Here is a 20,207-nt window from a genome sequence, read left to right as displayed (position 1 = left end):
TGCGGTGTCGGAGATCGGCGTGGGGCTCGACTACTCCGAGGCCGACTTCGTCTTCGCGTGACACCGATGACATCGCGTCTTTCGGCGGCGCGATGTCCTCAAGTCTGTCGGCCCGCCTGCGCCGCAGGGTATGATCCGGTTGCCCTGCGGCGCAGGGTTTGGCACGTCACGCGGCAGAAAGTCCGCGAGAGGGCGCCGCGCATGCAGGGCGGCGCGGCGCGGCGGTTCAGGACAGGATCCCGGGACATGGCCGACGAGACGATCTATGTGCACCAGTCGATCGCGCAGTCCGTGCTCGATCACGGCATCGACACGCTGTTCGGCCTGATGGGGGACGCCAATCTCTTCATGGTCGATCACTACGTCCGGGCCTGCGGCGGCCGCTTCGTGCCCGCCGCTTACGAGGGCAGTTCGGTGCTCATGGCGCTCGCCTGGTCGCATGTCTCGGGCAAGGTCGCGGCGGCGACGGTGACGCACGGGCCCGCGCTGACCAATTGCGTCACCGCGCTGACCGAGGGCGCGCGCGGGCATATCCCGATGGTGCTGCTGGCCGGGGACACCCCGGTGACGGCGCCGCAGAACCTGCAAAACATCGACCAGCGCGAGGTGGTCAAGGTCACCGGCGCGGGCTTCGAGCAGATGCGCGCGCCCGCGACCGCGGCGCAGGACGTGGCCAACGCCTTCTACCGCGCGCGGGTCGAGAAGCGGCCCATCGTGCTCAACATGCCGGCCGACTTCATGTGGGAAGAGGTGACGCACGAAAAGACCGTCTATCCGGTCTTCCAGACCCCGGCCTACGTACCGGAGGGTGACGATCTGGACCAGGCGGTGGGCATGATCGCCTCGGCGCGGCGGCCCGTCATCCTCGCCGGGGGCGGTGCGACCGGGGCGCGCGACAACCTGATCCGGCTCGCCGACCGGCTCGAGGCTCCGCTGGCCACGACGCTGAAGGCCAAGGGGCTGTTCAACGACCATCCCTACAACATGGACATCTTCGGCACGCTCAGCACGCCGGCCGCCTACGACGTGATCGGCAAGGCCGACTGCGTGATCGCCTTCGGCGCCAGTCTGCACTACTTCACCACGGATAAGGGCGCGCTGATGAAGGGCAAGCGCGTGGTTCAGGTGAACGACGACCCCGCCGCCGTGGGGCGCAACCATCACCCGGATGCGGCGCTGGTGGCCGACGCGGGGCTCACGGCGGACAACATCCACTGGTGGCTGGACGAGGCCGAGATCGCGCCGAGCGGCTTCACGAAGGAGCTCGACAGCGCCGAGCTGACCGCCCATCCGCCGGGCGACGCCGAGAAGGCCGCCCCGGGCTGCGTCAACTACGTCTGGGCGCTCGACCGGCTCGAAGAGGCGCTGCCGAAGGAGCGCATCCTCACCACCGACGGCGGGCGGTTCATGACCGAGGTCTGGTGCCGGATCTCGGCGCCCGACCCTCAGAGCTTCATCGTGACGGCCAACTTCGGCTCCATCGGCCTCGGCCTGCAGGAGGCGATCGGCGCGAGCCTCGCCGCGCCCGACCGGCCCGTGGTGCATTTCACCGGGGATGGCGGCTTCATGATGGGTGGCGTGAACGAGTTCAACACCGCTGTCCGGCTTGGACAGGACCTGATCGTGATCGTCTGCAACGACAGCGCCTACGGCGCCGAGCACATACAGTTCGTCGACCGCCGGATGGACCCGGGCCTGTCGCAGTTCGACTGGCCGTCCTTCGCCGAGGTGGCGACCGCGCTGGGCGGGCAGGGCCTCTGCGTGCAGTCGCAGGACGACTTCGAGACGGCGCTCGAGGCGATCGGCAAGCGCGATCGCCCGCTGCTCATCGAGCTCCGCCTCGATCCCGATGACGTGCCGCGCATGCGGATCTGAGCAGCCGCCCCGATTCCGAGGCCCTCGCGCCGTCCCGAAGGCTGGCTCAGGCCGCCTCGGCCTTCGGCGCGACGACCTTCGCGCGGATCGCGGCGATGTCGTCCTCGTCCAGCGTCTCGATCTCCAGCAGCCGCGCGGCGCTTTCCTCCAGCAGGGCGCGGTTCGCGCGGAGCACGGCGAGCGTCCGCTCGAAAATGTCGTCCACGAGCGTCTTCACGGCCGCGTCCATCCGCTCGGCCGTCGCCTCGCTGTAACGGCGGTTGAGCCAGGAGGCCTGATCGCCGGTCCCGAGAAAGCCCGGCCGCTCGGAGTCGTAGGACACATGCCCGAGGTCGGCGTCCATCCCGTAGCGCGCGACCATCGAGCGCGCGATGTCGGTTGCCTTGACCAGATCGTCGGCCGCGCCGGTCGAGAGGTGCCCGAAGACGAGCTGCTCGGCCGCGCGCCCGCCCATGAGCACCGCGATCTTGTTCTCCAGCTCGTCGCGAGTCATCAGGAAGCGGTCCTCGGTCGGCCGCTGGATCGTGTAGCCGAGCGCGCCGATCCCGCGCGGGATGATCGAGACCTTCTGCACCGGATCCACACCCGGCAGCGCGAGCGCGACGAGCGCATGGCCCATTTCGTGATGCGCCACGATCTCGCGCTCGCGGGGGTTGAGGACACGGTTCTTCTTCTCGAGGCCGGCGATGATTCGCTCCACCGCCGCGTTGAAATCCGCCATCGTCACGGCCGCGCCTCGGCGGCGCGTGGCCAGCAGCGCCGCCTCGTTGACCAGATTGGCGAGGTCGGCGCCGGAGAAGCCCGGCGTGAGCGCGGCGACCTTCTCGGCCTCGACGTCCGGGGCGAGCTTCACCTTGCGCATGTGCACCTTCAGGATGGCGATGCGCCCCTTCTTGTCGGGCCTGTCCACCAGAACCTGTCGATCGAAGCGCCCGGCGCGCAGCAGCGCGGGATCGAGGATCTCGGGCCGGTTCGTCGCGGCGAGGAGGACGACGCCCGAGCTCGGGTCGAAGCCGTCGAGCTCCGCGAGAAGCTGATTCAGGGTCTGTTCGCGCTCGTCATGGCCGCCGGGCATCTGGCCCGCGGTGCGGGCGCGGCCCAGCGCGTCGAGCTCGTCCACGAAGATGATCGCCGGCGCGGCGCGGCGGGCCTGCTCGAAGAGGTCGCGCACGCGCGCCGCACCGACGCCCACGAACATCTCGACGAACTCCGAGCCCGAGATGGAAAAGAAGGTGACGCCCGCTTCGCCGGCCACCGCGCGGGCGAGCAGCGTCTTGCCGGTGCCCGGCGGCCCGACGAGCAGCACGCCTTTCGGGATCCGTGCGCCCAGCTTGCCGTATTCCTCGGGGTTTCTGAGGAAATCCACGACCTCCTCGAGTTCGGCCTTGGCCTCGTCCACCCCGGCCACGTCGGCAAAGGTCACGCCGGTCTCGGTCTCCATGTAGACCTTGGCGTGGCTCTTGCCGATCTGCATCACGCCGCCGCCGAATCCCTGCCGGTCGGCCACGCGCCGGATCACGAGCATCCAGAGCGCGAAGAAGACGAAGGCGGGCACGACCCAGGAGAGGACCACGGCGAGCCAGGTATTGTCGCGGCGGCCGCTCACCTCGACGTCGGCATCTTCGAGCCGCTCCATCACCGAAGGGTCGACGAGCGTCGTCACGAACTGCCCGTGCCCGTCGACGGGGCTCTCGAAGCGGCCGGTGATCGTGTCGGTCCCCACGGTGACCGAGGCGATGCGGCCCTCGGCCAGGTAGTCCTCGAACTGGCTGTAGCTGATCGGCGCGACGTCGCTGGTCTCGGCGAAATAGCTCTGGATCAGGACGACCGCGAGGAAGGCCAGAACCCAGTACCAGATATGGAAGTCCGTCTTCCTGTCCATCGACCGTCTCCGCCGCCTGCCGACCCACTGTCAACTTAGCAGGAAAGGCAGGCGGCGTGCATTTTCAAGCCGCGGGCCGCGCCGCAGACCGCGGACCCGCGGTCAGGGCGTGCCATAGCCGCCCGCCGTCGGCGTCATGACCACCACCGCGTCGCCGGGGCCGACCCGTGTCTGATCCACGGCGTCCAGAGTTTCCACGCGGCCGTCGGCGCGCCGGATGGTGGTCCGGCCCACCCGGCCGGGCCCGCCGCCGGCAAGACCCAGGGGCGGACGCAATCGGTGCGACGACAGGATCGCCAGCTCCATCTCCTCCAGAAAGCGGATCCGCCGCGTCGTGCCGTCGCCCGCCGAGAAGCGGCCCTCGCCGCCCGAATCCGGGTCGATCCGGAACTCCTCGAGCAGGACGGGATAGCGCAGCTCCAGAACCTCGGGGTCGGTCAGCCGGGAGTTGGTCATGTGCACGTGCACGGCGGCGGTGCCGTCGAAGCCGCTGCCGTCGTTCTTCACCCCCGCAGGGCTGCCCGCACAGAGCGTCTCGTAATACTGGTGCCGGTCGTTACCGAAGGTCAGGTTGTTCATCGTCCCCTGGCTGTTGGCCATCGCGCCCAGCGCGCCGAAGAGCGCGTTGGTGACATGCTGGCTCGTCTCCACGTTGCCGGCGACCACGGCGGCCGGATAACGCGGCGAGAGCATGGAGCCCTCAGGGATCACGATCTTCACGGGCCTGAGGCAGCCAGCATTCATCGGGATCGGCGATTCGACCATGACGCGGAAGACGTAGAGGACCGCGGCGCGCGTCACCGGCTCGGGCGCGTTGAAGTTGTTGGCCTGCGCCTCTGACGTGCCGGTGAAATCGACCGTGGCCTCGCCCGCCTCGCGGTCGACGGTGATCTTCACGCGGATCACTTGGCCCGTGTCGGTCGGGTATTCGTATTCCCCGTCCGAGAGGCGGCCGATCACACGGGCGACCTCGGCGGCGGCGTTGTCCTGCACGTGGCCCATGTAGGCCTGCACCACCTCGAGCCCGAACTGACCGATCATCGCCCGCAGCTCGGCCACGCCGCGGGCGTTGGCCGCGACCTGCGCCTTGAGATCGGCGATGTTCTGATCCGGGTTGCGCGCGGGCCAGGGATGGTCGGTGAGCACCTCGCGGATCTCCGCCTCGCGGAAGCGGCCGCCCTCGACGAGGCGGAAATTGTCGATGAGCACGCCCTCTTCCTCGACCGTGGTGGCGAGCGGCGTCATCGATCCCGGCGCACGGCCGCCGACATCGGCGTGATGGCCGCGCGAAGCGACCCAGAACAGGATCGTCTCGCCCGCCTCGTCGAAGACCGGCGTGACGACGGTGATGTCGGGCAGATGCGTGCCGCCGTTGTAGGGCGCGTTCAGCGCGAAGACATCGCCGGGGCGCACGTCCCCTTCGTTCAGACGGATCACGGTCTCCACGGAGCGGTCCATCGAGCCCAGATGAACCGGCATGTGCGGCGCGTTGGCCACCAGCGCGCCGTCGGCGTCGAAGACGGCGCAGGAGAAGTCCAGCCGTTCCTTGATGTTGACCGAGCGCGCGGTCTTTTGCAGCGCCACGCCCATCTGCTCGGCGATGTTCATGAAGAGATTGTTGAATACCTCCAGCAGCACCGGGTCGGCCTTCGTGCCGATGGCGCGGTCGCGGGCGGCGGCCTCCACGCGCGTCATCAGGATATGGTCGCGCGGCGTCACTTCCGCGCGCCAGCCCGGCTCGACGACCACGGTCTGATTCGGCTCGATGATGAGCGCGGGGCCGGTCACGGTGCGGCCGGGCGCGAGCGCCTCGCGCAGCACGACCCGAGCCTGCCGACGCTCTCCGCCGGAGAAGACCGGCACCTCTGCCGCCGCTTCCGCCTCGCCCTTCGTCGGCTCCGCGCGCGGCTCCGGGTCGGCGGCCGGCTCGGCGGCCTGTCCCTCGATCTCGGCGGCCTCGACGACGAGCGCGGCGTCCGGATCGGTGAAACCGAACTCGGTCTCATGCGCGGCCTCGAAGGCCGCGCGCGCGGCCGCGACATCCTTTTCCCAAACGACCGGAAGCGCGGTGTCGGTGCCGGCGTAGCGCAGATGCAGACGCGGGGTGAGGGTGACGCCCTCTTGGGGAACGCCCTGCGCCGCCAGCGCCGCGCGCACCTCGTCGGAGAGCGCGGCGAGCGCCGCCTCGACCTCCGCCGCGCCGTCGGCGGTAAGCTCGATCTCCATGCCGCGCTGCCGCGCCTCGGTCACACGGGCGAGGCCGATGCCGTAGGCCGAAAGAAGACCCGACAGCGGGTGGATCAGCACCTTCGTCATGCCGAGCGCATCGGCGACGAGACAGGCGTGCTGCCCCCCTGCCCCGCCGAAGGCGTTGAGCAGATAGCGCGTCACGTCGTAGCCGCGCTGCACGCTGATCTTCTTGATGGCGTTGGCCATGTTCTCGACCGCGATGCGCAGAAAGCCCTCGGCGACTTCCTCGGCGCTCTTGCCTTCCTGCTGTGCGATCTCGGCGAATTTCGCCGCGACCGTCTCCCGGTCCAGCGGCTGGTCCTGATCGGGGCCGAAGATCGCCGGGAAGTAGTCCGGGTTCAGCTTGCCCAGCATCACGTTGGCGTCCGTGACGGTCAGCGGCCCGCCGCGGCGGTAGCAGGCGGGGCCGGGATCGGCGCCCGCGCTGTCGGGGCCGACGCGGAAGCGCCCCGGCTCGGCATGCAGTATGGAGCCGCCGCCGGCGGCCACCGTGTGCACGCGCAGCATCGGCGCGCGCATCCGCACGCCGGCGACCTGCGTCTCGAAGGCGCGCTCGAAGGCGCCGTCGAAATGCGCCACATCGGTCGAGGTGCCGCCCATGTCGAAGCCGATCACCCGGTCCTCGCCCGCGATCTGCCCGGTGCGGGCCATGCCGACGACGCCGCCCGCCGGGCCCGAGAGGATCGCGTCGCGGCCCTTGAAGCGGTCCGCGGCGGTGAGACCGCCCGAGGACATCATGAACTGAAGCGTCGGGCCGGGTTGATCGGGCGGCGTGGCGCCCAGCGCCGCCGCCACCCGCTCGACGTAGCGCGAGAGAATAGGCGTGAGGTAGGCATCCACCACCGTGGTATCACCCCGCCCCACCAGCTTTATGAGTGGCGAGACCTCGTGGCTGACCGAAACCTGCCCGAAGCCTGCGGCGCGCGCGGCCTCCGCCAGCCGCGTCTCGTGCTCGGGCGCGGTCCAGGCGTGCATGAGCACGATCGCCACTGCGTCGATGCCGTCGGCCTTGGCGTCCGTCAGAGCCTGCCGTGCGCCGTCCATGTCGAGCTCGCGCTCCACCGTGCCGTCGGCGCGCACGCGTTCGTCCACCTCGACGACGCGCTCGTAGAGCATCTCGGGCAGGACGATCTCCTTGGCGAAGATGTCGGGGCGGTCCTGGTAGCCGATTCGCAGCGCGTCGCGGAAGCCGCGCGTGATCAGCAGGAGGGTCCGGTCGCCCTTGCGCTCCAGCAGCGCGTTGGTGGCCACCGTGGTCCCCATCCGCACGGTGCCCACCCGCTCGGGCGGGATGGCCCCGGGGGGCACGTCAAGGAAGCGGCGAATGCCCTCGATGGCGGCGTCGTCATAGGCGCCGGGGTTCTCGGAGAGCAGCTTCATCTCCGCCAGACGGCCGGAGGGCGCGCGCGCGATCACGTCTGTAAAGGTGCCGCCCCGGTCGATCCAGAAATCCCAGCGTCCTGCCTCGTCGTTCATCGCCCTGCGGCCCCTTACTCACCATTCGCAGACAAAACGTTGACAAATTGTCAGTGTGGGGTCAAGCTTCCTGTCGTAGGGTCAAGGGCGGCGGACCCGGTGCGCCGAAACGCCGCCCGCCATGCAACAGGGAAGATGCCGATGACCAAGCCGCTTTTCCGCAGCCTGCCCGCCGCGCTCGCGGCGGCCGCGCTCGCGCTGCCCGCCGCCGCCGCGAACTGGGACATGCCCACGCCCTACGGCGACAGCGTGTTCCACACCCAGAACATCCAGCAGTTCGCCGAGGATGTGGCCGCGGCCACCGACGGCGGGCTTGAGATCACCGTGCATTCTGCCGGCTCGCTCTATGCCCACCCCGAGATCAAGGATTCGGTGCGCCGCGGCCTCGCCCCCATCGGCGAGGTGCTGATGTCGCGGCTGGCAAACGAGGATCCGATCTTTGCCGTCGATTCGATCCCCTTCCTCGCGTCCAGCTATGACGAGGCGCGCGCGCTCTGGGACGCCTCGCGCCCGCTGGTCGAAGAGAAGCTGGCGGCGCAGGGCCTCACGCTGCTCTACGCGGTACCGTGGCCGGGGCAGAGCATCTACACGCAGGAACCCGTCGAGTCGACCGAGGATCTCGAGGGCGCCGCATTCCGCGCCTACAACGCCGCGACCGAACGACTGGCGCAGCTGATGGGCGCGGTGCCCACGCAGATCGAGACCGGCGACATCCCCACCGCCTTCGCCACCGGCCGGGTGGACGCGATGATCACCTCGCCCTCCACGGGCGTCTCGAGCCAGGCCTGGGACTTCACCAGCCACTACACCGACACGCAGGCGTGGTTGCCCAAGAACATGGTGATCGTGAACACGCAGATGTTCGAGGGGCTGCCCGAGGATCAGCGTCAGGCGATCATGGACGCCGCGGCCGAGGCCGAGACCCGCGGATGGGAGATGTCGGCGGCCGAGACCGAGGACAAGATCGCCACGCTGAAAGAGAACGGCATGACCGTCTCGCAGCCTTCCGACACCTTGTCCGAACAGCTGGCCGAGATCGGCGAGACCATGACGCAGGAATGGCTCGAAAACGCCGGAGAGGAAGGTCAGCAGGTCATCGAGGCCTACGAAGGCAACATGTGACGCCAGGGGCGGGGCCCGTGCGGCCCCGCCCTTCCGCACCCTGACAATATCGGAGAGCCGGGATGCGCCGGATACTCGACCGCCTCTACGCCGGGGCGCTGTGGCTGGCTGCCGTCACCTTCGGGCTGATCGCGGTGCTGGTGCTGTTGCAGATCGCGGGCCGGCTGATCGACCGCGCCGCGCGGCTCGTGGACCTGCCGCCGCCGGGGCTGACGATCCCCTCGCTGGCAGAGTTCGGCGCCTTCCTCTTCGCGGGCGCAGTATTCCTCGGCCTCGCGGGCACGCTTCAGGCCGGCGGCCACGTCAGGGTCAAGCTGTTGATCCAGACCCTGCCGGCCGGTGCGGCGCGCTGGCTGGGCGTCCTCGTCTGCGCCGCTGCCGCCGCGCTTTCTGCCTTCGCCACCTGGTCGAGCGCGCTTCAGGCGCTGGACAGCCTGCAGTTCAACTCGGTCAGCTACGGCGTGATCCCGATACCGCTGGTGATCCCGCAGGGGGTGATGACGCTGGGCCTCGCGCTCTTCTGCGTGGCGCTTCTCGACTCGATGGTCACGCTTGCCCGCGGTGGCGTGCCCGGCTACCGCGCGGCCGAGACCCGGACCGAGGAGCAGGCATGATGGAGATCGCGACGCTCGCCCCCATCCTCGTCGTCGTGCTCTTCGGCGCCCTCGCCACAGGGCTCTGGGTGGGCTTTTCCCTGATCGCGGTGGGGCTGGTGGCGATGGTGCTCGCCGCGCCCGCGCCGCCGGAGCTTGTCTTCGCCACCAAGGTCTGGGGCGGCATGACCGTCTGGGACCTGACCGCGCTGCCGATGTTCATCTGGATGGGCGAGATCCTCGTGCGCTCGCGGCTGTCGTCGGACATGTTCTCGGGCCTCGCGCCCTTCACCGCGCGCCTGCCCGGACGGCTTCTGCACGTCAACGTGCTGGGCTGCGCGCTGTTCGCGGCCGTCTCGGGCTCCAGCGCGGCGACCACGGCCACCATCGGGCGCATGTCGCTGCCGGAGTTGAAGGCGCGCGGCTACGACGACCGCATGGCCATCGGCACGCTCGCCGGCGCGGGCACCTTCGGCTTCCTGATCCCGCCGTCGATCATCCTGATCGTCTATGGCGCGGCCACCGAGCAGTCCATCGCGCGACTCTTCCTCGCCGGCGTGCTGCCCGGCGCGATGCTGGCCGGGCTCTTCGGCGGCTACATCATGCTCTGGTCGTGGATCAACCGCGACCGGATGCCCGCAGCCGAGCCGCCCGTGGACCGGCGCGAGGCCATCGCCGCCGCGTCGCGCCTGCTGCCGGTGGTGGGCCTGATCGTCGCGGTGATCGGGTCGATCTACCTCGGCATCGCGAGCCCGACGGAGGCCGCGGTGATCGGCGTGACCGGCGCGCTGATCCTTGCCGCCGCGACCGGCGCGCTGTCTTTCGCGGGGTTCTTCGACTCGCTCCGCGCGGCGACGGTGACGACCTGCATGATCGCCTTCATCCTCGCCGGGGCGGCCTTCCTGACGGTGGCGATGGGCTACACCGGCATCCCGCGCGAACTGGCCCGCATGATCGGAGAACTGGGCCTGTCGCCCTATGCCCTGCTGGCCATGCTCACGGTCTTCTTCATCGTCATGGGCATGTTCCTCGACGGCATCTCGATCGTGGTGCTGACCGTCTCGATCATCCTGCCGATGGTGACGGCGGCGGGCATCGACCCGATCTGGTTCGGCATCTTCCTCGTCCTCGTGGTGGAGATGAGCCAGATCACCCCGCCGGTGGGCTTCAACCTCTTCGTGATCCAGACGATCACGGGGCGGGACATCTTCGCCGTCGCGCGCTATGCGCTGCCCTTCTTCCTGATCCTGGTGCTGGCCACCGCGATCCTCGCGCTCTTTCCGCAGATCGCGCTCTGGCTGCCGGGCACGATGCTGTCGCGATGAGCGCGGAGGACCGCAAGCGCCGCGTCGGGCCGGTCGTCAGCTCGGCGCATCTGGCCGCCTCGGGGCTGCCGGAACTCTCCGAGGTGGAATACGCGCTGACCATGGCGAACCATGCCTTCCAGCGCTGGATCACCCGCTGCATGGATGCGGCCGGCGCGCCCGGCATGGCGCCGCTGGAGGTGCTGATCCTGCACCTCGTCAACCACCGCGACCGCGCCAAGACGCTCGCCGACATCCGGCTGGTGCTGCACATCGAGGACGCGCATCTGGTCAGCTACGCGGTGCGCAAACTGTCCGAGCGGGGGCTGGTGACGACGGCGCGCAAGGGCAAGGAAAAGACGGTCGAGATCACCGCCGAGGGCGCCGCGCTCTGCGACCGCTACGGCGAGGTGCGCGAGGCGCTGCTGGTGGAATTGGCGCAGGAGACCGGCTTCTCGCCCGAGGAAATGTCGCGCCTCGCGGCCCTCCTGCGCGCGATCTCGGGCAGTTACGACCACGCCGCGCGGGCGGCGACCACGCTTTGAGCCTGCTGGCGCTCGCGGCCCTGCACGGCCGCTGGCTGCTGATCGCGGGGCTGGTGGCGGGTATCGCGCTGCCCGGTCTCGCCGAGCGGATGGCGGGTGCGATCGTCCCCTTCCTCTTCTTGATGCTCACCGTGGCCGCCCTGCGCGAGGGGCCGCGGGCGGCCCTGCCGCGCCTGTCGCAGCTTCCGCGGGCGCTCGCCGCGACGCTCGCGCTTCAGGGAGTGCTGCCGCTCGTCGCAGCGGGCGCGCTCTGGGCGGCGGGGCTGCTGGACGCTCCGTTGGCCACGGGCGTGGTGCTCGCCTGCGCGGCCGCGCCGATCACCGGCACGCCGGGTCTCGCGGTGATGTCGGGCGCGGATGCGGGCGCGGCGGTGCGCCAGCTCGCGCTCGGGACCGCGCTTCTGCCGCTTACCGCGGCGCCGGTCTTCGCTTTGCTGCCGGCCTTTCCCGACCCCGGGGCAGTGGCGGCGGGCGCGTTGCGTCTGCTCGGTCTCGTCGCGCTGGCCGCTGCGCTCGCGGCGGCGCTGCGCCGCGCCCTTCCCCGCCTGACGGACCCTGCCCTGCGCCCCGCGCTCGACGGCGTCATGGCGATCGCCATGAGCGTGGTGGTCGTCGGCCTCATGTCGGCGGTGGGCCCGGCCGCGTTCGAGGCGCCGGGCGCGCTGCTTCTCGCGCTCGTCCTGGCCGGCGGGGTCTATGCGGTGCAGACCGCCGGCGCCTGGCGGATCGCGCGCGCGCTTGTGCCGCGCGACGCGGCGCTGGCGCTCTCCATCGCGGCGGGCAACCGCAACCTCGCGCTCTTCCTCGCCGCCGTTCCGCCCGAGGTGGCGGCGCCGCTGATGCTCTTCGTCGGTTGCTATCAGATCCCGATGTATCTGACGCCCACGCTGTTGCCCTGGCTCACCGGCACAGGCCATCGCGGCGACGAGACCGGGCGCGGGTGAGCGTGAGCTATCGCACCCAGACCTCGACCCGCCGGTTGACCTGCCTGCCCCAGGCGCTCTCGTCGCAGGCCATGGGCAGGGCTTCGCCGAAGGCGTCCGTCGCGATCTCGACACGCGAGAGATCGGCGTCCTCCGCGGCGGCGAGCACGGCATCGCGCACCGCTTCGGCCCGGCGCGCGGCGATCTGCGCGTTGGTCACGGCCGGTCCCTGCCCGTCGCTGAAACCCACGAAGAGAAGCTGCCGCCCGTCGTAACGCCCGGTCGCCAGCGCCTGCGCGAGCGCCTCCACGTTCGAGACAGACTGGGCATCGAGGGCGGCCGAGCCCGTGCGAAAGCGGAACGAGACGGTCAGCCGTCGCATCCCGTCCAGTGTCTCCACCATGCGCTTAAGCTCTCCGAGGGATACTTCGGGCCCCGCGCTGGCGATGGCGTTGACGAAGCGGTCGCCCTGATCGGCGATCGGAACTTCCTCGGCCGCCTGATCGACGAAGCCGGCGCGGCGGATCACGATCTGCGCCGGCGCGCTGCGCAGGTAGATCAGGAAGTCGCGCGCGATCTCGGGCAGACGTCGCATCGGCAGATAGAGGAAGAGCGGCGTGGTGAGCGGGTAGTCTTCCATCTTGATGGCCCGCCGCTCGGCGCGCAGCACGAAGCCGCAGCGCCCCGTCAGCGCGAGCGGCTGCGTGTTGCCGAGTTCGGCGAAGCTGGCGACGCCGAGGCCGAGCCGGTCGCTTGCGACGGCCCTTACGAGCGCGGCATCGGTGGGATGCCGAACCGCGCCTTCGTCCAGCGCCAGGCCCGCGGGCGCGAGAATGCGGTCGGCCACGGCCTGGCCAAGACCGGATTCGGCATCCCTAACGTGCAGTGTGATCGGGGCGTCGGGGCCGCCCAGCGCCTGCCAGTTGTCGATCTTGCCTGCCAGAATCCGCGCAAGGTCGAGCGGTGCGATGGCGAGAACCGGGTTGCCGGGTGCGACCACCGGCACCAGCCCGTCCAGCGCCAGAACGCGGGACCGCTCCGGCGCCGTCAGATCGCCAAGTCCGGCTTCGCGGGCGCGCTGCGCCTCGTCGGCGCGGATCTCCCGCACGGCGAGGGCGACGTCAGCCTCGTCCGCGAGCAGATCGGCGAAGCCTTCGTCTGTCGTGGTCGAGCGCAGATGGAAACGCGCGAGCGGCTGACCGCTCGCCTCGTAGAGGGTAAAGCGGCTGTGGCTGGCGTCCGGCCGCTCGCGCGTCAGCGCGAAACCGCTGCGCATCGCGAAGCCCTCGATCAGCGCCGGCATCAGCACGTCGGCGATGGTGGCCGACCCCGAAAGCCGAAGGTCCGCGACGAAGGGTTCGAGGCTGGGGCATCCCGGCCCCTCGCAAACAACGCCGGAGCCGTCCACGGTCAGTTCTCCGTAGATCGTATCGACGCGGTAGTAGCGCCCGTCGAAACCAAGAAGCGTCCCCTCGATCTCGACGTCGCCGTCGGGAGAGCGGAGCGTGACATCTTGCGCCGCCACCGGGACGGCCGCCAGAATGACGAGTGCGGCGATGACCGCCGCACGCCATGATCGCATGTGACCTCCGGATCGCGCGTGCCCTGGGCCTCGCGGCGCCCGCTACCTCGCCGCGATCTTCAGGTCTTGATACAGGTTTTTCAACACCAGAAAGTCACCCGTCGCCGCGCAGTCCGGCATGAAGAATGTGAGCTGGTGCCGCTTGGCCGCGGCGCCGTCGATCCGCCCGTGCGTCTCGGCCACGACCTCGCGCGCGCAGTTTTCTTCGGTCACTTCGGCCTCGATCGTGAGCGCGATTCCGCCCTCGGGGCTCTTTGCCGGGAATGTGTAGATCTCGGCCATCCGGGGCTCGGGTGCGGTCGCGTCGCCCAACCGGACGAGAAAGCCGCCGTCTTCCGCCGTCTCGGGGTCGCGCGGCGCCTCGGCCCAGACATGGCCCGTGTCGCCAAAGCCGGCGCCGCCCTCGAAGGCGTGAAGCTGAAGCCCGGTGGCACCCCGCCATTGCAGCGCGACGCGATCACGCGCCTCGGCCTCGGGCACGGTGATCTGCGCGACCGAGCCCTCGCCGGCCGGAAAGGCGGCGATGAACACGGCCGAGGCGGTCATCGCCGGGACATCGAGTTCCAGAAGACCCGCCTCGTCCGTCACCGCCGAGAACATCAGCCCGCCGTGGTGCAGCGTCACGCGCTCTTCGGGCAGGCAGGGCGCCTGCAGCGCAAGATGGACCATCGCGGCCGGCCGCGTCTCCGCGTCGAGGCGGACCTTGCAGTCGATGTCAGGCTCCGCCGCAGGACGCGGCGAGTCCGCTGCGGAGTCGGGCATTTCGGCGGCGGCGTCCCGGAGCGGCGGGTCGGGCAGGCGGTGCGGCTCGCCCGCGGGGCGCGGCGCGATCGGCGCCGAGGTGAAGTCGATTTCGACGAGTTCCTGCGCGTCGGGCGGCGGGGTCGGTTTCGCAGGCGCTTCGGTCACGCTTCCCGTGTCCGCGTCACGAACCTGAAGCGGCTCCACGAGCGCAGAGGTGGCGGTGGCTTGCCCGGCTTGCTGCGATGCATCCTTCGCGGCACCGGTCGCGTCGGCCATCGGGTCCGGATCGCCGCGCTGCATCACAAAGCCGATGCCCATCGCGATCGCGAAGGTGGCACCCGCCATGACGTAGCGATTCGACAAGAGCTGCGATTTCATCTCTGCCTCCAGACCCCGGCGCGTGATTCCGGATCAGGCACCAGTCTCTCCGCCAATCTTGGCGAGGGCGGGGCAGGTCGGGGGAATCTGTGCGGCGTCCCCGGCCGAGCCGGCGGCTCAGCCGAGCCGGCCGTGGCAGTGCTTGAACTTGCGACCGGATCCGCAGGGGCAAGGCTCGTTGCGTCCCGGGTTGCCCCAAGTGGAGGGGTCGCTCTCGACGAAGCCCGGCGCCGCTGCGCCGGCAGACGCGGCAGGAGCAGCGCCGCCGCCCGCCGCTGCACCCTCGGGAGCGCGTGCCGCGGCTGCCCCGGCCCCGGCGGGCTCGGGCACACGCGCAGCCTGTTGCGGGGCCGCGTTCTCGGCCTGCTGGCGCAGGCGCGCCTGCTGCTCCTGCAGCTGGCGCATCATCTCGTTCTGCTCCTCTTCCGTCATGGGACGGATCTGCGCCAGCCTTTGGGTCACGTCCTCGCGCAGCGAGTCGAGCATCGACTCGAAGAGCTGGAAGGCTTCCGACTTGTATTCATTCAGCGGGTCACGCTGGGCGTAGCCGCGGAAGGCCACGACAGAGCGCAGATGCTCGAGGCGGAGCAGATGCTCGCGCCATTTCGTGTCGATCGTCTGCAGCAGAACCTGCTTCTCGATGGACCGCATATTTTCGGGGCCGAAAGCCGTCACCTTCTTGGCCATGTGCTCGTCTGCGGCCTTTTGCAGGCGCTCGCGCATCGCCTCCTGGTCGACGCCCTCTTCTTCGCCCCAATCGATCACCGGCACGTCTATGCCGAGCTTTTCGATCGTGGCGGCATAGAGTCCGCGGGTGTCCCACTGATCGGCATAGGACTTGGGCGGGAGATACTGGTTGACGAGATCCTCGATCACCTGATGGCGCATGTCCTCGACGATATCCGAGAGATCGTCGGCCTCCATGATCTCGCGGCGCTGGCCGAAGACGACCTTGCGCTGATCGTTCATCACGTCGTCGAACTTCAGCAGCTGCTTGCGGATGTCGAAGTTGCGCGCCTCGACCTTCGCCTGCGCGCGCTCGAGGCTCTTGTTGACCCAGGGGTGGACGATCGCCTCGCCCTCCTGCATCCCGAGCCGGCCCAGCATCTTGTCGAGCCGATCCGACCCGAAGATGCGCATAAGGTCATCCTCGAGGCTGAGGTAGAACTGCGAGCGGCCAGGGTCGCCCTGGCGGCCCGAGCGGCCGCGAAGCTGGTTGTCGATGCGGCGGCTCTCGTGGCGCTCGGTGGCCAGAACGAAGAGGCCGCCGGCCTCGATCACCTTGCGCTTCTCCTCGGCGTGTTCGGCCTCGATCCGGGCGCGCACCTCGTCGGGGTGAGCGTCGGGGTCGGCGGCGAGCTCTTCCAGCACCTTCATCTCGACGTTACCGCCGAGCTGGATGTCGGTGCCGCGACCGGCCATGTTGGTGGCGATGGTCACCGCGCCCAGGCGGCCGGCGTCGGCGACGATCTTCGCCTCCTTCTCGTGCTGGCGCGCGTTGAGCACGTTGTGCGGGACGCCCTCCTTCTCGAGCAACGAGGAAAGAGCCTCGGATTTCTCGATCGAGGTGGTGCCGACCAGCACCGGCTGCCCCTTTTCGTGCGCCTTGCGGATCTCCTCGACGATGGCCTCGTACTTCTCGCGCGCGGTGCGATAGACCTGATCGTCCTCGTCGAGGCGCGCGATGGGCTTGTTGGTGGGCACCTCGACGACGCCGAGGCCGTAGATCTCGGCGAATTCCTCCGCCTCTGTGGTGGCGGTGCCGGTCATGCCGGCCAGTTTCTCGTAGAGACGGAAGTAATTCTGGAAGGTGATGGAGGCGAGGGTGACGTTCTCGGGCTGGATATCGCAGCCCTCCTTCGCCTCGATCGCCTGGTGCAGGCCGTCCGACAGCCTCCGGCCGATCATCATCCGCCCGGTGAACTCGTCGATCAGCACCACCTGGCCGTCGCGCACGATGTAGTCCTTGTCCTTCTGGAACATCTTGTGCGCGCGCAGGCCCTGGTTGACGTGGTGCACGACGGTCGTGCTTTCCGGGTCGTAGAGCGACTGGCCCTCGGGCAGCAGGCCGCGGGCGTGCAGCATCTCCTCGAGCACCTCGTTGCCTTCGTCGGTGAAGGTCACGTTCCGCGTCTTTTCGTCGATGCTGTAGTGCTCTTCGGCGAGCTCGGGGATGAGCCGGTCGACATCGCGATAGAGCTCCGAGCGGTCCTGGCTCGGCCCCGAGATGATGAGCGGCGTGCGGGCCTCGTCGATCAGGATCGAGTCGACCTCGTCAACGATCGCGTAATGATGGCCGCGCTGATACATCTCCTCCAGCGAGGACTTCATGTTGTCGCGCAGGTAGTCGAAGCCAAGCTCGTTGTTCGTGGCGTAGGTGACGTCTGCCTGATAGGCGGCGCGCTTCTCGTCCTCGGGCTGCTGGGGAACGACGACGCCGGTGGTCAGCCCGAGCGCGGCGTAGACCTTGCCCATCCACTCCGCGTCGCGGCGGGCGAGGTAGTCGTTGACGGTGACGATGTGCACGCCCTTGCCCGTCAGCGCGTTGAGATAGGCCGGCAGCGTGGCGACCAGCGTCTTGCCCTCGCCGGTCTTCATTTCCGAGATATTGCCCTGGTGCAGGAAGATGCCGCCCATCAGCTGCACGTCGAAGGGGCGCAGGCCCAGCGCGCGGCGCGCGGCCTCGCGGCAGTTGGCGAAGGCCTCGGGAAGCACGTCGTCGAGACGCTCGCCTCCCGCGATGCGCTCCTTGAACTCCGCGGTCTTGGCGATCAGCCCCTCGTCGGAGAGCGCCTGATACTCCGGCTCGAGCGCGTTGATCTTCTCGATCAGCGGGCGAGTCGCCTTGATCTTGCGATCGTTCGGGGTGCCGAAGATCTTCTTGGCGATGCGTCCGATGCCCATGGCTCACTCCGTCCGGGTTGACGTTTTCTTGCGCGGCGCCCGCTTGCCCGCCTGCTCCGGAGCCCATAGGTGTTGGGAAAGACGGCGCCGCCCGGCCTCGCTTGGCGATGTAAGGGGCGGCTTTTCGAGTGTCAACGCCGCGGCCTGTCGCGGCCCAGAGCCAAGGAGACTTCATGCACACCCTGACGCGCCCGATCGCCGCCGCGCTCACCGCCTTCGCGCTTGCAGGCCCCGCCGCGGCCCAGGACGCGCCGGCGCTCGACACCGTCGTGGCCACGGTCAACGGCGACGAGATCACGCTCGGCCACATGGTCGCTGCGCGCTCCTCGCTGCCGCAGCAGTATCAGCAGCTTCCCGACGACGTGCTGTTCAACGCGCTGCTCGATCAGCTGGTGCAGCAGACGCTCCTGTCGCAGACGGAGGAGGAGCTTTCGGGCATGGCCGAGATGGCCCTGGAGAACGAACGCCGGATGCTCGGCGCGGCCCAGGCGATCGAGGGTATCGTCGGTGAATCCGTGACCGAGGAGGCCCTGCAGGCCGCCTACGAGGCGCGCTACGCCGATGCCGAGCCCGGCACCGAGTACAATGCTTCGCACATTCTCGTGGAAACGCAGGAACTTGCGCAGCAACTCATCGAAGAACTCGAGGGCGGCGCAGATTTCGCCGCGCTGGCGGAGGAGCATTCGACCGGCCCCTCCGGCCCCTCGGGCGGCAGCCTCGGCTGGTTCGGCGAGGGCGCGATGGTGGAACCCTTCCAGAACGCCGTGCAGGAGATGGCGCCGGGCACCGTCCGGAACGAGCCGGTGCAGACCCAGTTCGGCTGGCATGTCATCCGGCTGAACGAGACGCGGCCGGCGGAGGCACCGGCGCTCGACGAGGTGCGCGGCGAGCTCGCGGAAGAGATCCGGCAGGCGGCCGTGGACGACCGGCTTCAGGCCCTGCGCGACGCGGCGCAGATCGACCGCTCGGGCGCGGAGTCGCTCGATCCCTCGGCGCTGAGCGCCGCCGGCGCCGCGCAGGAGTGACCGCATGGGCGCAACGCCGCCGCGCTCGCCGCTCGCGCCTGCGCGGTTTCCCGACCTGCCCGCAATCGGGGGCGTGACGCTGGCCGCAGCCGCGGCCGGCGTGCGCTACGCCGGGCGCGACGACGTGATGCTCGCCCGTCTGGATTCCGGCAGCACGCTTGCCGGTGTGTTCACGCGCTCGGCCACCCGGGCGGCGCCGGTGCTGGATTGTGAGGCCAAGATCGGTGCCGAGAGCGACGCCGGCGCGGCGATCCTCGTCAATTCCGGCAACGCCAACGCCTTCACCGGCCGCAACGGCGCCGACGCGGTGGCCGCCCTCTGCGAGACGACGGGGCATGCGCTGGGCCTGCCGCCCGGCCGGGTCTTCACCTCGTCCACGGGTGTCATCGGCGAGCTGCTTCCCTACGACCGCATCACCGCGAAGCTGGGCGAGCTGAGCGGCGCGCTCGGCCCCGGCAACTGGGAGCGGGCGGCGCGCGCCATCATGACGACCGACACCTTTCCGAAGGGGGCCGGCGCGGTCGTCGATATCGGCGGGCGGCGGATCGGCATCGCGGGGATCGCCAAGGGCTCCGGCATGATCGCGCCGGACATGGCGACGATGCTCGTCTACATCTTCACCGACGCGAAGCTCTCGCGCCCCGCGCTTCAGACGCTTGTCGCGGAGCTTTCCGATTGCACGTTCAACTGCATCACGGTGGACGGCGACACCTCGACCTCCGACACGCTTCTGATGGGCGCGACGGGGGCGAGCGGCGTGGACGTCGAGGGCAGCGAAGCCTTCCGCGAGGCGCTGCACGGCGTCATGCTGGATCTGGCGCATCAGGTCGTCCGCGACGGCGAGGGCGCCACGAAATTCGTCGAGGTGGCGGTGACCGGCGCGGCGAGCGACGCCGACGCGCGCACCCACGCCATGGCGATCGCCAACTCGCCGCTGGTGAAGACCGCCATCGCGGGCGAGGATCCGAACTGGGGCCGTGTCGTCATGGCGGTGGGCAAGTCCGGCGCGGCGGCGGACCGCGACCGGCTGACGATCCGCTTCGGCGAAGTGCTGGTGGCGGAAAACGGCTGGGTCGCGCCCGGCTACCGCGAAGAGGACGCCGCGGCCCACATGAAGCGGCAGGAGGTGCGGATCGGCGTCGATCTGGGCCTCGGGGAGGGCGCTGCCACCGTGTGGACCTGCGATCTCACCCATGGCTACATCGACATCAACGCGGACTATCGCTCGTGACACGGGTCGTTCTGGTGGCCGCGGTCGCGCTGATCGACCGCGACGGCCGGGTGCTGCTGGCGCAGCGGCCCGAGGGCAAGAGCATGGCGGGCCTCTGGGAGTTTCCGGGCGGCAAGGTCGAGGCTGGCGAGACGCCTGAAGCGGCACTGATCCGCGAACTGCACGAGGAGCTCGGCATCGACACGGAGGCGAGTTGCCTCGCGCCGCTCACCTTCGCGAGCCATGCCTACGAGGACTTTCACCTGCTGATGCCGCTCTTCGTCTGCCGCAAGTGGGAGGGCGTGCCCCATGCGCGGGAGGGTCAGGCGCTCGCCTGGGCGAAGCCGCAGGCGCTGCGCGACTACCCGATGCCGCCGGCGGACCTGCCGTTGAT

The 20,207-nt window shown here is 69.7% G+C and carries 14 protein-coding genes; 9 read left to right on the top strand and 5 right to left on the bottom strand.

Translation table 11 applies throughout. From position 1 onward, the window contains the following. Positions 1-246 precede the first annotated feature (246 nt). A complete protein-coding gene (locus DRV85_RS17180; RefSeq protein WP_113290709.1) occupies positions 247-1,875 on the top strand; it encodes a thiamine pyrophosphate-binding protein in 1,629 nt (542 codons plus the stop codon). A gap of 46 nt (positions 1,876-1,921) precedes the next feature. Here DRV85_RS17180 and ftsH read toward each other — a convergent pair whose 3' ends face one another. After that, positions 1,922-3,757: an ATP-dependent zinc metalloprotease FtsH gene (gene ftsH, locus DRV85_RS17175; RefSeq protein ID WP_113290708.1), complete on the bottom strand. Its 1,836-nt coding sequence runs from the start codon at positions 3,755-3,757 to the stop codon at positions 1,922-1,924. A 102-nt stretch (positions 3,758-3,859) separates the two neighbouring features. Beyond that, positions 3,860-7,483, bottom strand: a complete 3,624-nt coding sequence (locus DRV85_RS17170) for a hydantoinase B/oxoprolinase family protein (RefSeq protein ID WP_113290707.1) — start codon at positions 7,481-7,483, stop codon at positions 3,860-3,862. 141 nt (positions 7,484-7,624) lie between these two features. Between DRV85_RS17170 and DRV85_RS17165 the strand changes: the two genes are divergently transcribed. The 5 genes from DRV85_RS17165 to DRV85_RS17145 all read left to right on the top strand — a co-directional run bounded on the left by DRV85_RS17165 (position 7,625) and on the right by DRV85_RS17145 (position 11,991). Then, positions 7,625-8,605: a TRAP transporter substrate-binding protein gene (locus DRV85_RS17165; protein WP_233495569.1), complete on the top strand. Its 981-nt coding sequence runs from the start codon at positions 7,625-7,627 to the stop codon at positions 8,603-8,605. Between the two features lie 62 nt (positions 8,606-8,667). Further along, complete coding sequence (locus DRV85_RS17160; RefSeq protein WP_113290705.1) at positions 8,668-9,219, top strand: TRAP transporter small permease; 552 nt, start codon at positions 8,668-8,670, stop codon at positions 9,217-9,219. Next, positions 9,219-10,523 carry a TRAP transporter large permease gene (locus DRV85_RS17155; protein WP_113290704.1) on the top strand — a complete coding sequence of 435 codons (1,305 nt, stop codon included), beginning with the start codon at positions 9,219-9,221 and terminating at the stop codon, positions 10,521-10,523. The genes DRV85_RS17160 and DRV85_RS17155 overlap by 1 nt, the downstream gene beginning before the upstream one ends. Continuing rightward, complete coding sequence (locus DRV85_RS17150; RefSeq protein ID WP_113290703.1) at positions 10,520-11,047, top strand: winged helix DNA-binding protein; 528 nt, start codon at positions 10,520-10,522, stop codon at positions 11,045-11,047. The genes DRV85_RS17155 and DRV85_RS17150 overlap by 4 nt, the downstream gene beginning before the upstream one ends. Then, entirely contained in the window at positions 11,044-11,991 is a 948-nt protein-coding gene (locus tag DRV85_RS17145) for a GumC domain-containing protein (RefSeq protein WP_199526065.1), read from the top strand. The genes DRV85_RS17150 and DRV85_RS17145 overlap by 4 nt, the downstream gene beginning before the upstream one ends. A 7-nt stretch (positions 11,992-11,998) precedes the next feature. On the opposite strand, the gene DRV85_RS17140 is transcribed toward DRV85_RS17145, so the two are convergent. The 3 genes from DRV85_RS17140 to secA all read right to left on the bottom strand — a co-directional run bounded on the left by DRV85_RS17140 (position 11,999) and on the right by secA (position 17,578). Further along, positions 11,999-13,552 (bottom strand): phosphate ABC transporter substrate-binding/OmpA family protein, encoded by a 1,554-nt coding sequence (locus DRV85_RS17140; RefSeq protein WP_113290702.1) that lies wholly within the window; start codon positions 13,550-13,552, stop codon positions 11,999-12,001. A 42-nt stretch (positions 13,553-13,594) separates the two neighbouring features. Continuing rightward, the gene (locus DRV85_RS17135) at positions 13,595-14,674 is read right to left on the bottom strand and encodes a protein kinase family protein (RefSeq protein ID WP_113290701.1); all 1,080 of its coding nucleotides are present in this window, start codon (positions 14,672-14,674) and stop codon (positions 13,595-13,597) included. 117 nt (positions 14,675-14,791) lie between these two features. Next, a complete protein-coding gene (secA, locus tag DRV85_RS17130) occupies positions 14,792-17,578 on the bottom strand; it encodes a preprotein translocase subunit SecA (protein WP_113290700.1) in 2,787 nt (928 codons plus the stop codon). A gap of 173 nt (positions 17,579-17,751) precedes the next feature. Between secA and DRV85_RS17125 the strand changes: the two genes are divergently transcribed. From DRV85_RS17125 to DRV85_RS17115, 3 genes are all read left to right on the top strand, one after another. After that, positions 17,752-18,603, top strand: coding sequence for a peptidylprolyl isomerase (locus DRV85_RS17125; protein ID WP_113290699.1), 852 nt, complete (start codon positions 17,752-17,754; stop codon positions 18,601-18,603). A gap of 4 nt (positions 18,604-18,607) precedes the next feature. Beyond that, on the top strand, positions 18,608-19,834 hold the full coding sequence (argJ, locus tag DRV85_RS17120) for a bifunctional glutamate N-acetyltransferase/amino-acid acetyltransferase ArgJ (protein ID WP_113290698.1): 1,227 nt from the start codon (positions 18,608-18,610) through the stop codon (positions 19,832-19,834). Then, the coding region (locus DRV85_RS17115) for a (deoxy)nucleoside triphosphate pyrophosphohydrolase (protein WP_147238878.1) at positions 19,831-20,207 on the top strand (377 nt) is incomplete at its 3' end. The genes argJ and DRV85_RS17115, both read left to right, overlap by 4 nt.

This window comes from Rhodosalinus halophilus, assembly GCF_003298775.1.
GTDB classification, from domain to species: domain Bacteria; phylum Pseudomonadota; class Alphaproteobacteria; order Rhodobacterales; family Rhodobacteraceae; genus Rhodosalinus; species Rhodosalinus halophilus.
This window is presented reverse-complemented; position numbering and strand designations above follow the sequence as displayed.

Bases quoted from the DNA above. Each gene is read 5' to 3' on its own strand.
- DRV85_RS17180 (WP_113290709.1), top strand. From the start codon at position 247: ATGGCCGACGAGACGATCTATGTGCACCAGTCGATCGCGCAGTCCGTG.
- ftsH (WP_113290708.1), bottom strand. From the start codon at position 3,757: ATGGACAGGAAGACGGACTTCCATATCTGGTACTGGGTTCTGGCCTTC.
- DRV85_RS17170 (WP_113290707.1), bottom strand. From the start codon at position 7,483: ATGAACGACGAGGCAGGACGCTGGGATTTCTGGATCGACCGGGGCGGC.
- DRV85_RS17165 (WP_233495569.1), top strand. From the start codon at position 7,625: ATGACCAAGCCGCTTTTCCGCAGCCTGCCCGCCGCGCTCGCGGCGGCC.
- DRV85_RS17160 (WP_113290705.1), top strand. From the start codon at position 8,668: ATGCGCCGGATACTCGACCGCCTCTACGCCGGGGCGCTGTGGCTGGCT.
- DRV85_RS17155 (WP_113290704.1), top strand. From the start codon at position 9,219: ATGGAGATCGCGACGCTCGCCCCCATCCTCGTCGTCGTGCTCTTCGGC.
- DRV85_RS17150 (WP_113290703.1), top strand. From the start codon at position 10,520: ATGAGCGCGGAGGACCGCAAGCGCCGCGTCGGGCCGGTCGTCAGCTCG.
- DRV85_RS17140 (WP_113290702.1), bottom strand. From the start codon at position 13,552: ATGCGATCATGGCGTGCGGCGGTCATCGCCGCACTCGTCATTCTGGCG.
- DRV85_RS17135 (WP_113290701.1), bottom strand. From the start codon at position 14,674: ATGAAATCGCAGCTCTTGTCGAATCGCTACGTCATGGCGGGTGCCACC.
- secA (WP_113290700.1), bottom strand. From the start codon at position 17,578: ATGGGCATCGGACGCATCGCCAAGAAGATCTTCGGCACCCCGAACGAT.
- DRV85_RS17125 (WP_113290699.1), top strand. From the start codon at position 17,752: ATGCACACCCTGACGCGCCCGATCGCCGCCGCGCTCACCGCCTTCGCG.
- argJ (WP_113290698.1), top strand. From the start codon at position 18,608: ATGGGCGCAACGCCGCCGCGCTCGCCGCTCGCGCCTGCGCGGTTTCCC.